6 protein-coding genes and 1 pseudogene are annotated in these 11,731 nt (G+C 73.9%); all 7 read left to right on the top strand.

The genetic code is table 11. The features are described 5' to 3' along the window. Positions 1 to 11 precede the first annotated feature (11 nt). A pseudogene (locus ACTG9Q_RS12325) lies at positions 12 to 5,327 on the top strand (type I polyketide synthase); the annotation flags it as partial. Between the two features lie 50 nt (positions 5,328 to 5,377). Continuing rightward, positions 5,378 to 6,259, top strand: a complete 882-nt coding sequence (locus ACTG9Q_RS12320; RefSeq protein ID WP_455572851.1) for an ABC transporter ATP-binding protein — start codon at positions 5,378 to 5,380, stop codon at positions 6,257 to 6,259. 21 nt (positions 6,260 to 6,280) lie between these two features. Further along, a complete protein-coding gene (locus ACTG9Q_RS12315) occupies positions 6,281 to 7,018 on the top strand; it encodes a hypothetical protein (RefSeq protein WP_455572850.1) in 738 nt (245 codons plus the stop codon). 13 nt (positions 7,019 to 7,031) lie between these two features. Next, the gene (locus tag ACTG9Q_RS12310) at positions 7,032 to 8,261 is read left to right on the top strand and encodes a macrolide family glycosyltransferase (protein ID WP_455572849.1); all 1,230 of its coding nucleotides are present in this window, start codon (positions 7,032 to 7,034) and stop codon (positions 8,259 to 8,261) included. Beyond that, positions 8,258 to 9,502: a macrolide family glycosyltransferase gene (locus ACTG9Q_RS12305; protein WP_455572848.1), complete on the top strand. Its 1,245-nt coding sequence runs from the start codon at positions 8,258 to 8,260 to the stop codon at positions 9,500 to 9,502. The genes ACTG9Q_RS12310 and ACTG9Q_RS12305 overlap by 4 nt, the downstream gene beginning before the upstream one ends. Continuing rightward, the gene (locus ACTG9Q_RS12300; RefSeq protein WP_455572847.1) at positions 9,495 to 10,478 is read left to right on the top strand and encodes an NAD-dependent epimerase/dehydratase family protein; all 984 of its coding nucleotides are present in this window, start codon (positions 9,495 to 9,497) and stop codon (positions 10,476 to 10,478) included. The genes ACTG9Q_RS12305 and ACTG9Q_RS12300 overlap by 8 nt, the downstream gene beginning before the upstream one ends. Beyond that, the gene (locus tag ACTG9Q_RS12295; RefSeq protein ID WP_455572846.1) at positions 10,475 to 11,695 is read left to right on the top strand and encodes a macrolide family glycosyltransferase; all 1,221 of its coding nucleotides are present in this window, start codon (positions 10,475 to 10,477) and stop codon (positions 11,693 to 11,695) included. Before ACTG9Q_RS12300 ends, ACTG9Q_RS12295 begins: the two co-directional genes overlap by 4 nt. Positions 11,696 to 11,731: the final 36 nt, after the last annotated feature.

The following is an 11,731-nucleotide window of genomic DNA, read 5'->3' as shown; positions in this document are numbered from 1 at the left end:
TGGCAGACCCGATGTCCACTGAGGACAAGCTGCGCGGCTACCTCAGGCGCGTGATCGCCGAGCTCGACCAGACCAGGCAGCGGCTGACCGAGGCCGAGTCGCGCGCGCCGGAGCCCGTCGCCATCGTCGGCATGAGCTGCAGGCTGCCCGGCGGGGTGCGCTCGCCGGAGGACCTGTGGCAGGTCGTGGCCTCCGGCGCCGACGGGCTCTCGGAGTTCCCCACCGACCGCGGCTGGGAGGTGGGCGGCGCGGGCTTCACCAAGGTCGGCGGGTTCGTCTACGACGCCACCGAGTTCGACGCCGGGCTGTTCGGCATCTCCCCCCGCGAGGCCCTGGCGATGGACCCGCAGCAGCGCCTGCTGCTGGAGGCGAGCTGGGAGGCGCTGGAACGGGCCGGGATCGCGCCGGAGACGCTGCGCGGCAGCCGCACCGGGGTGTTCGTCGGCGCGTCGCACTCCGGCTACGGAACCGGCGTGCCGCTGACGCCGGAGGTCGCGGGCCACGCCGTCACCGGCACGGCCGACAGCGTGCTCTCCGGCCGCATCGCCTACGTCTTCGGCCTGGAGGGGCCCGCGGTCACCATCGACACCGCCTGCTCGTCCTCCCTGGTCGCCCTGCACCAGGCCACCGCGGCGCTGCGCGCGGGGGAGTGCTCGGCCGCGCTCGTCGCGGGCGTGACCGTGATGACCACGCCCGCCGCGTTCGTCGAGTTCGACCGGCAGAACGGGCTGGCGGGCGACGGGCGGTGCAAGTCCTTCGCCGCCGCCGCCGACGGCACCGGCTGGGCCGAGGGCGTCGCCGTGCTGCTGGTCGAGCGGTTGGGCGACGCCCGCCGCCTCGGCCACGACGTGCTCGCCGTCGTGCGCGGCTCCGCGGTGAACTCCGACGGCGCCTCCAACGGCCTCACCGCCCCCAACCGGCGCTCCCAGCAGCGGGTCCTGCGCGCCGCCCTCGCCGACGCCCGGCTCGAACCCGCGGACGTGGACGCCGTCGAGGCGCACGGCACCGGCACCGCGCTCGGCGACCCCATCGAGGCCGCCGCCCTGCTGGCCACCTACGGCCAGGACCGGGACCGGCCGCTGTGGCTGGGCTCGCTGAAGTCCAACCTCGGCCACACCCAGGCGGCGTCCGGCCTCGCGGGCGTCATCAAGACGGTGCTCGCGCTGCGGCACGGGCAACTGCCCGCGACCCTGCACGTCGACGCGCCGACCCCGCTGGTCGACTGGGAGTCCGGCGCGGTGTCGCTGCTCACCGAGCCCCGGCCGTGGCCCGCCGGGACGACGCCGCGGCGGGCCGGGGTCTCCTCGTTCGGCATCAGCGGCACCAACGCCCACACCATCATCGAGGAGTCCCCGCAGCGGCCCGAGGAGCGGCAACCGCGCTCGGGCGACCCCGTCCTCGTCCCGTGCGTGGTCTCCGGCCGCTCCGCGGACGCCCTGCGCGCGCAGGCGGAGCGGCTGCGGAACTTCGTGGCGGCCGAGCCCGCGCTCGACCTGGTCGACGCGGGCTTCTCGCTGGCGACCACCCGGGCGGCCCTGCCGCACCGCGCGGTCGTCCTCGCCGCTGACCGGGACGGGCTGCTGCGCGGCCTCGCCGAGGTCGCCCGCGCGGCGCCGGGCACCGGCGGCACGACCGGGGGCCTGGCGTTGCTGTTCACCGGCCAGGGCGCCCAGCGGGTCGGGATGGGCCGCGAGCTGTCCGCGGCGTTCCCGGTCTTCGCCGCCGCGCTCGACCAGGTCCGCGGCGGGTTCGCCGCCCTGTCCGTCGACCTGCCCTTCGACGACGAGGCGCGGCTCGGCTGGACCGACGGCGCGCAGGCGGCCCTGTTCGCGCTGGAGGTGGCGCTGTTCCGCCTGCTGGAGTCGTGGGGGATCACCCCGGACCACCTGGTGGGCCACTCCATCGGCGAGGTCGCCGCCGCCCACGTCGCGGGGGTGCTCTCGCTGGAGGACGCCTGCGCCCTCGTCGCCGCCCGGGGCAGGCTGATGCGGGCGCTGCCCGCCGGTGGCGCGATGCTCGCGGTCGAGGCCACCGAGGCCGACGTCCCGGCGGGCGTCGACATCGCGGCGGTCAACAGCCCGACCTCGCTGGTGGTCTCCGGCCCGCGCGCCGACATCTCCGCCCTGGAGAGGACGTGGCGCGCCGAGGGCCGCAGGGTCACGCCGCTGGCGGTGTCGCACGCGTTCCACTCCCGGCTGATGGAGCCGATGCTCGACGAGTTCGCCGCCGTCGCCAGGGTCCTCACCTACCAGCAGCCGCGCATCCCGATGCCGGGCGAGGTCACCGACCCGGACTACTGGGTCCGCCAGGTCCGCGACACCGTCCGGTTCGCCGACGCCGTCCGGCGCCTGCGCGAGGAGAACGTCACCACCTTCCTGGAACTGGGCCCGGACGCCGCGCTCTCGGCGCACGTGGACGACGCGACACCGCTGCTGCGCCGCGACCGCCCCGAGGTCGAGACGCTCCTGTCCGCCGTCGGCGCCGCGTGGGCGCGCGGTGTCGGCGTCGACTGGTCGGCGGTCTTCGCACCCTGGGGCGGCAGGCGGATCGCCCTGCCCACCTACGCCTTCCAGCGCGCGCCGTACTGGCTCCACTTCGACCCCGACTGGGCGCGGTCACGCCCCGACGACGGCTTCTGGGCCGCCGTCGAGTCCCACGACAGCGCCGCGATCGCGGGCGCCCTCGACCTCACCGAGCCCGACACCGCCGCCCTCGACACGATCCTGCCCGCCCTGTCCCGGTGGCGCGCGGGCCGGGCCGAGCAGGCCGAGGTCGACGCCTGGCGCTACCGGGTGAGCTGGCAGGCCGCCACCGAGCCCGACCGCCCCCACCTCCCAGGCCGCTGGCTCGTCATCACCAACCAAAGCCCCGCCGACCTGAACCTCGCCGACCAGAGCCTCGGTGCCCGGCCTCTCGCCAGCTGGGATCTCGCTGGTCAGGGCCTCGGCGACCGGGACCTCTCTGACCTGGGTCTCGCCGACCTCCTCAGGGACCGCGGCGTCGAGGTCGTCACCTCGCTCGATGACCTCGATCCCGGTCTTCCCATCTCCGGTGTGCTGTCCCTTGTGGACGCCGTCGAGCGGACCGCGGCGCTGGCGCAGGCGCTCGCCGAGCGCGGCGTCGAGGCCCCGCTGTGGTGCCTGACCAGTGGCGCGGTCTCGGTCGGTGGCTCCGACCCGGTTCGCGCCCCCGGCCAGGCCCTGATCTGGGGTTTCGGGCGGGCCCTCGCCATGGAGGCCCCGCACCGCTGGGGCGGCCTGGTCGACCTGCCCGAAACCCTCGACCGGCGCACGGTCGACCGCTTGGTCGCCGTGCTCGGGGGCCGGGAGGACGAGGTCGCCCTCCGCGCCGCGGGGCTGTTCGTCCGCAGGCTCGTGCGCGCCGAGCCCGCCACCGGCGCCTGGCGGCCCCACGGCACGGTGCTCGTCACCGGCGGGACCGGCGCGCTCGGCGCCCGCGTCGCCCACTGGCTCGCCCGCCACGGCGCCGAATCGCTGGTCCTGGTCAGCCGCACCGGCCCCCACGCGCCGGGTGCCTGCGAACTCGCCGAGCGGCTGCGCGCCGAGGGCGCCGCGGTGACCATCGCCGCCTGCGACGTCACCGACCGGGACCGCCTCGCCGCGCTGATCGAGGCCACCGGCCCGCTGACGGCGGTCGTCCACGCCGCGGGCGTCGCCGGGGGCGCGGAGCTGCCCGCCCTGACCGACGACCGGCTCGCCGAAGTGCTCGCCCCGAAGGTGACCGGCGCGTGGCACCTGCACGAGCTGACCGCGGGTCACCCGCTGGAGGCGTGCGTGCTCTTCTCCTCCGCGGCGGGCGTCTGGGGCGGCGCCGGACAGGCCGCGCACGCCGCCGCCTGCGCGGGCCTGGACGCGCTCGCCGCCCACCGCGGGGCGCTGGGGCTGCCCGCGACCTCGATCGCCTGGGGCCCCTGGGCCGAGCCCGCGGGCCTCTCCGGCGGCAACGGCGTCGCCGAGCGGTTCGACCGCATGGGACTGCCCGCGCTCGACCCCGACCGCGCCCTCACCGCGATGGCCGCCGCCGTCGGCACCACCGCGCCCACCGCCGTCCCCACCGGGCACACCGCCGTCACCGTCGCCGACGTTCGCTGGGACCGCTTTCTCCCCGCGGTCACCGGCGTCCGGCCACGACCGCTGTTCGACGCCCTCCCCGAGGCCCGCCCGGAGCCCGAGCCCGCCGCCCCGGTCACCTCCGACACCGATGTGGCCACCCTCGTGCGCGCCGAGGCCGCCGCCGTGCTCGGCTACCAGGACATCGGGCTGGTCGAGCCCGGCAGCGGCTTCCTCGAACTGGGCTTCGACTCCCTGACCACCCTGGAGTTCCGCGACCGCCTGCGCGCGGCGACCGGGGTCCGGCTGCCCGCCAACCTGATCTTCGAGTACCCCACCGTCGACGCGCTCGTCCGGCACCTGCGCGCCGCGCTGCTCGGCGTCCCCGCCGCCGAGGAGGAGGTGGTGCTCGGTGTGTCCCCTGAGGACCGCGACCCGGTCGGCCTGCTCAACTCCCTGTACCAGGTGGCGATCAAGAACCGGACGGTCACTGAGTTCGTGGAGTTCCTCGGCGACGCCGCCAAGTTCCGTCCCGTGGCCGAGACCCTGGACGAGGTGGGCGTCGCGGCCACGGTGACCCGGCTGGCCCGCGGCCCCGCCGAGCCGGTCCTCATCGGGTGCAGCGGCATGACCGCGCTCGGCGGGCCGCACGAGTTCGCCAGGATCGCCGCCGGGCTGCGCGGCGTCCGCGACGTCGCCGCCGTCCCGCTGCTCGGCTACGGCCGCGGCGAACTGCTCCCGGCCACCATGGACCTCGCGCTGCGCTGGCAGGCCGAGGCGGTCCTGCGCTACGCCGACGGCCGACCATTCGTCCTCTATGGACACTCGGCGGGCGCGATCGTGGCGCACGCGCTCACCCGCCACCTCGAATCGGTCGGCGCGGGCCCCGCCGGGCTCGTCCTCGGCGACCTGTACCCGCCGGGCGAGTCGATGATGACCGAGTGGGACACCGAGCTGTCCGAGGGCGCCTTCGCCCGCGAGGACGACTACGTGCCGATGGACGACCTGCGGCTCACGGCGATGGCCTGGTACGCCACGATCTTCTGGCAGTGGGAGCAGGTCGGCACGGCCGCGCCCACCCTGCTGCTGCGGGCCAGCGAGCCGCTTGGCCCGGTTGCGGACGGCCGAGAGTGGCAGAGCTCGTGGGAGTTCGCCAAGACCGCCGTCGACGTGCCCGGCAACCACTTCTCGATGGTGCTCGACCACGCCGAGGCCACCGCGCTGGCCATCGACACCTGGATCGAGGAGTCCCTGTGACCCCGGGCCTGGGCCTGGATTCGCCCGATGAGAAAGAGGAAGAGGAAACGATGAACGAGGTCTTGGCCCGCGCCATCGGGGTGACCCGCCGCTACGGCGACGTCACCGCGGTCGACAACGTGAGCATCGACATCCCGGCCGGGCAGGTGCTCGGCCTGCTCGGCCCGAACGGGGCGGGCAAATCGACGATCATCAACATGTTCGTCGGGCTGCGCCGCCCGACCGAGGGCACGGTCGAGCTGTTCGGCCACAACCCGCGCGACATGAAGGCGCGCAGGCGCATGGGCATGACCCCGCAGGAGACGGGGCTGCCGGAGACCGTGCAGGTCGGCGAGGTCGTCGACTTCGTCTCCTCGCACTTCCCCGACCCGATCGACCGGGCCGAGCTGCTGGAGCAGTTCTCCCTCACCGAGCTGGTCCGCAGGCAGACCGGCGGCCTCTCCGGCGGCCAGATGCGCAGGCTGGCCGTCGCGCTCGCCTTCGTCGGCAGGCCGGACCTGGTCTTCCTCGACGAGCCCACCACCGGGCTCGACGTCGAGGGCAGGCACACGCTGTGGACGGGCATCCGCGAGTTCAACCGCACCGGCGGCACGGTCGTGCTCACCAGCCACTACCTGGAGGAGGTCGAGCAGCTGGCCCAGCGGGTCATCATCATCGACCGCGGCCGGTGCGTCGCCGACGACAGCGTCGAGTCGCTGCGCAGGCTCAGCGGCCTGCAGCGGGTCAGCGTCACCGTCCCCGAGGTGCCGTCCCTGCCCGGGGTGGAGGGCGTCGAGCGCGACGGCGACCGCACGCACCTGATCACCCACGACCCCGACCAGCTGGTGCGCGACCTGGTCGGCTCCGGCGTCGCCTTCAGCGACCTGGAGATCCGCGCGGGGTCCCTTGAGGACGCCTTCCTCGCCCTGACCGCCAAGACCCCGGCCGCCTGACCACACCACGGAGCCCCTGAGATGAAATCGATCCTGGTCTACTCGAAGTTCGAACTCCTGCAGGCGATGCGCATCCCGATGGTGTACGTCGCGCTGCTGTTCATGCCCAGCGTCGGCATGGTGCTGTTCGTCATCCCCGCGGTCGGCGACGACCCGCTGGCCGCGGCCATGGCCACGGCGTCCATGTGCCTGTTCGCCGTGCTGACCATCTGCTCGGCCCAATACGGCATGGCCATCTCGATCGGCCGGATTCGGCCGTGGGGCGGCTATGTGCGGACCCTGCCCGGCGGGCCCATGCCCAGGATCGTCAGCATGCTGGTGTTCAGCACCGTGCTCGTGGTGTTCTCCTGCGTCCCGCTGGTCGTGATCTCGGCCTTCGCCACCGAGGCCACCGCCTCGGCCGGGGCCGTCGCCGCGGGCTTCGGCGCGCTGATGCTGGCCGTCATCCCGTTCGGCCTGTTCATGACCGCGGTCGGCTACTCGGTCACCCCCATGGCGATCGGCCCGCTGACCAGCATCGCCCCGCTGCTGCTCGCCTTCCTCGGCGGGTTCTTCACCAATCCCAACGAGACCGAGGGGTTCATGGCCACGGCCACCCAGTTCCTGCCGACCCGGGGGCCCGCCGAGCTGGTGTGGGCCGCGGTCGGCGGCTACTCGCCGAACCTGATCTCGATGGTCACGTTCGTCCTGTGGACGGCGGTCTTCGCGTTCTGGGCCTACCGCGCCTACCGCAACGACGAGGGCAAGCGGTTCGCCTGAGCTGGGAGTCAGCGTGAGCAGTCACATCACGATCGTCAACAACCCCGGGTTCGGGCACGTCCTGCCGACCCTCGACGTGGTCGCCGAGCTCGTCCGCAGGGGCCACCGGGTCACCTACGCCACGGCGGGGGCGGCCGCGGAGCGGGTGGCGGCCACCGGGGCCGACGTCCTGGAGTTCGACTCGGTCCTGGCGGGGGTCGACCTGGCCGCCGTCGACACCATGGGCGAGTCGCACCGGCTGCTGCCGCTGCAGGTGCGCGAGAGCGAGGCGATCCTGCGCGCGGTGGACGCGCGTTTCGGGTCCGGCACGGCGGACCTCGTCGCCTACGACACCACCGTCTACCACGCCGGTCGCATCCTGTCCCGGAAGTGGGGCGTGCCCGCGGTGGCCCTCTGCGCGACCCTGTCCTCCAACGAGCACTTCTCGCTGATGGACAAGTTCGTCGAGGCCACCGGAAGCGCGCTGCCCCCCAACCACCCGGTGCTCAGGGAGTTCGGGACCCGGCTGCTCAGGCTGCTCGCCGCCCACGGGCAGAGCGACCTCTCGCTGGAGGAGTTCATCGGCCGCCCCGAGGGCCTGCACCTCGGGTTCTACCCGCGGTCCTTCCAGTTCGCGGGCGACACCTTCGACGACCGGCACGTGTTCGTCGGCCCGTACGTCGGCGACACCGCCGCCCCGCCGACGTGGACCCCGCCCGGGGGCGGCGAACCGCTGCTCGTGGTGTCCCTGGGCACCTCGTCCAACCGCAGGCCCGGGTTCTTCCGCACGTGCGCCCAAGCGCTCGCGGAGCTGCCGTGGCGGGTGCTGATGACCGTCCACAGTGGTGTGGACGTGGCCGACCTCGGGCCGCTGCCGCCCAACGTCGAGGCGCACGGCTGGCTGCCGCTGCACGAGGTGCTCGCCCACGCGGACGTCTTCCTGTGCCACGGCGGGCTCGGCAGCATCATGGTCTCCCTCGCGCAGGGGACCCCGGTCGTCGTCGTGCCCGACTCCCCGGAGCGGATGGCCAACGCGGCCCGCGTCGAGGAACTCGGGCTCGGCCGCGCGGTCGCGGAGGCGGCGCTGACCCCCGAGCGGCTGCGCGGCGCCGTCCGCGAGGTCGCGACCGACCCGGAGATCCGCGAGGCGGCCGCGGCCATGCGCGAGGACATCCGCGCGGCGGGCGGCGGGTCGCGCGGCGCCGACGCCATCGAGGGCCACCTGAAGACCGCGGGCGACGGCCTGAGGAGAGGAGACCGATGAGCCACATCGTCATCGCGGGCTACCCGGGGGTCGGCCACGCGATCCCGACCCTGGACACCGTCACCCACCTGGTCGGCCGCGGCCACCGGGTGACCTGCGTGACCACGGGCATCCCCGCGGCCAAGCTGGCCACCACCGGCGCGAACATCGTCGAGTACGACTCGGCGCTGACCGGGGTCGACCTCGCCGTGATGGACACCGTCGAGGAGATGGACCGCCTCATGGTCCTCGGGGTCGAGGAGGACAGGCGGCTGATCGCCGCGGTGGAGGAGTACGCCGCGCACGACCGCCCCGACCTGGTCATCTCCGACGCGACGCGGTTCGCCGTCGGCCGCATCCTCGGCCGCAAGTGGAACGTGCCGATCGCGGCGTTCTGCACGGTGCTGCTCTCCAACGAGCACTTCTCCTTCCACGAGCGGGTGGAGGCGAAGAAGGCCGCCGTGCCCAGGCGCCGCCAGCACGCCGCGAAGGCGCTGCGGAACCTGGTGTCGCTGCTCGCCGCGCACGGGCAGAGCGACCGGACGCTGGAGGAGTTCTACCGCGCCCAGGAGGGGCTGTACCTGGCCTTCTACCCCCGGTCGTTCCAGTTCGCCGGGGACACCTTCGACGACAAGAACGTCTTCGTCGGTCCCAACCTCACCGAGGGGACCGACCCGGGGGAGTGGGCGCCGCCCGCCGACGGCCGCCCGGTGCTGATGATCTCCCTGGGCACCAGCGTCCACCGCAGGCCGGACTTCTTCCGGGGGTGCGTCGAGGCGTTCCGGGGCAGCGACTGGCACCTCGTCCTGCACGCGCACGCGGGCCTGGACCTCGCCGACATCGGCGAGCTGCCGCCCAACGTCGAGGTGCACCGCTGGCTGCCGCACCTCGCGGTGCTCGAGCACACCGACGTGCTCGTGTGCCACGGCGGGATGGGCACCCTGATGGCCGCGTTCGCCAAGGCCACGCCGGTCGTCGTGGTGCCGAACTCCGGGGAGCAAATGCTCAACGGCGACCGGGTGGTCGAACTCGGGCTCGGTCAGGTGCTCGCCCAGCAGGCGGCCACCGGGCAGGCCCTGCGCCGCGCGGTGGAGGAGGTGCACGCCGACCCGGCGGTGCGCGAACGGGTCGCGGCCATGCGGGCGGACATCCTCCGGACCGGGGGCGGCGCGCACGGGGCGGACGCGATCGAGGACTTCATCAAGCGCTCGGCCGACCGGACGGGCCAGGGGCCAGTGGGGAATGTGATCGGACATGACTGAAGACAGCGGGCGACCGCTCATCGTCGTCCTCGGCGCCTCGGGCTTCATCGGCACCGCGGTCAGCCGGGCGCTGGCCGCCCGGCCGGTGCGGCTGCGGCTGGTGTCGCGGCGCCTTCCCCCCGTGCCGTGCGACGCGGTCGCCGACATCGAGGTGAGCACCGTCGACCTGACCGAGCCCGGCGCGATGGCGCGGGCGATCGCGGGCGCCGACACCGTGATCCACCTCGTCGCGCCCTCCTGGCGGTCCGCCGACGGGGCCGCCGACGGCGACGCCGCCGCAGCGGAGAAGGTGAACGTGGGGCTGGTGCGGGACCTGGCCGACGTCTGCCGGGCGGGGGGCACGGTCCCGGCCGTCCTGTTCACGGGCACCGCGCTGAACGGCGACGACAGCACCGACACGCCGCCCGACCGGCTGCGCAGCGCGTACTGCAGGCAGAAGCTGTCCGCCGAGCGGGTGCTGGAGCAGGCCACCGCCGACGGGGTGCTGCGCGCGGTGTCGCTGCGGCTGCCGCCGGTGTTCGGGTACGAGCCGGGCACCCGCCCCAACGTGGTCGAGACGATGGCCCGCAAGGCGCTGGCGGGCGACGCGCTCACCCTGTGGCACGACGGCACGGTCCGCAGGGACCTCGTGCACATCGACGACGTGACCGCGGCGATCCTCGACACCCTCGACCACTTCGAGGCGCTCACCGGCTCCTACTGGCTGGTCGGCACCGGCCAGGGCGAGCCGCTGGGCAAGCTGTTCGCCGAGATCTCCCAGATCGTCGCCGACCACACCGGCGAGCCCGCGGTGGCGGTGACGAGGGTGCCCCCGCCCGCGAACTCCTTCTCCACCGACCTGGTCGACGTCGACGTCGACCCGTCCCGGTTCCACGCGGTGACCGGCTGGCGGCCGCGGCTGTCCCTGCGCGACGGCCTGATCAGCACGGTCGCCGCGCTGGCGGGCGCGACGGTGTCGGAGGCGGTGGCCCGATGAGCCACATCGCCTTCTTCAACAACTCCGGCTACGGCCACGTGATCCCGACCCTCGGCGTGGTGGAGGAACTGGTCCGCCGCGGGCACCGGGTCACCTACGTGACCGGCGACCGGCTCGTGGACACCGTCGCGGCCACCGGCGCCCGGGTGCTCGGCTACGACTCCCAGCTCGTGCACGTCGACCTGTCCGAGATGGTCACCGCGGACGCGACCTCCCGGATGCCGGGCATCTACCTCCAGGAGGGCGTGGACATCCTCGCCGTGGCGGAGCCGGTGCTGGCCGCCGACCGCCCCGACCTCATCGCGTTCGACATGACCGTTTACCACGCGGGCCGCATCCTCGCCCGCAAGTGGGACGTGCCCAGCGTCGAGTGCTTCCCGTCGTTCGCCTCCAACGAGCACTTCTCCTTCCTGGACAGGATGCTGGAGAAGATGCCCGACAAGGGCACCCTGCTCCATCCCGCGCTCCAGGCGTTCTTCGGCAGGCTCACCCGGCTGATGGCCGAGCACGGCCAGCCCGACCGCGCGATCGAGCAGATCATGGGCCAGACGGACGAGCTGAACCTGGTCTTCTACCCGCGGTCGTTCCAGCCCGCGGGGGCCACCTTCGACGACCGGCACTGCTTCATGGGGCCGTGCCTGGACTACGTCGACCAGAGCGAGCCCCCGTGGACCCCGCCGGGGGACGGCAGGCCGGTGGTGCTGATCTCGCTCGGCACCAGCGTGCACCGCCAGCCGGACTTCTTCCGGATGTGCGTGGAGACCTTCGCGGGCACGCCGTGGCACATCGTGCTCGCGGTGCACAACTCCGTCGACCCCGCCGACCTGGCCCCACTGCCGCCCAACATCGAGGCCCACGCCTGGATTCCGCACCTGGCCGTGCTCGAGCACGCCGCGGTGTTCGTCTCGCACGCCGGTCTCGGCAGCCTCATGGGCGGGCTCTACAAGGGCGTGCCGCTGGTGCTCGTGCCGACCTCGCCGGAGCACAAGGTCAACGCCCAGCGGGTCGCCGAACTCGGCCTCGGCCGCGTCGTGCGGGAGGAGGTCCTGTCCCCGGCCAAGCTGCGCACCGCCGTCGAGGACGTCGCCGCGGACCAGCTCACCAAGAACCGGGTGCTGAAAATGCGGCGCGATATCGCGCAGGCGGGTGGTCCCGGAAAAGCCGCCGACGCCATCGAGCGGCGTATCGCGGCGCACCGCCTCGCGTTATCCCGCTGATACGCGCGGGAGAACAGGCGCCGAACCCGATCAGGG

This window comes from Actinokineospora lacus (genome assembly GCF_053813445.1).
The sequence above is the reverse complement of the archived record's forward strand: the minus strand, read 5'-3'. Positions and strand labels throughout refer to the sequence as shown.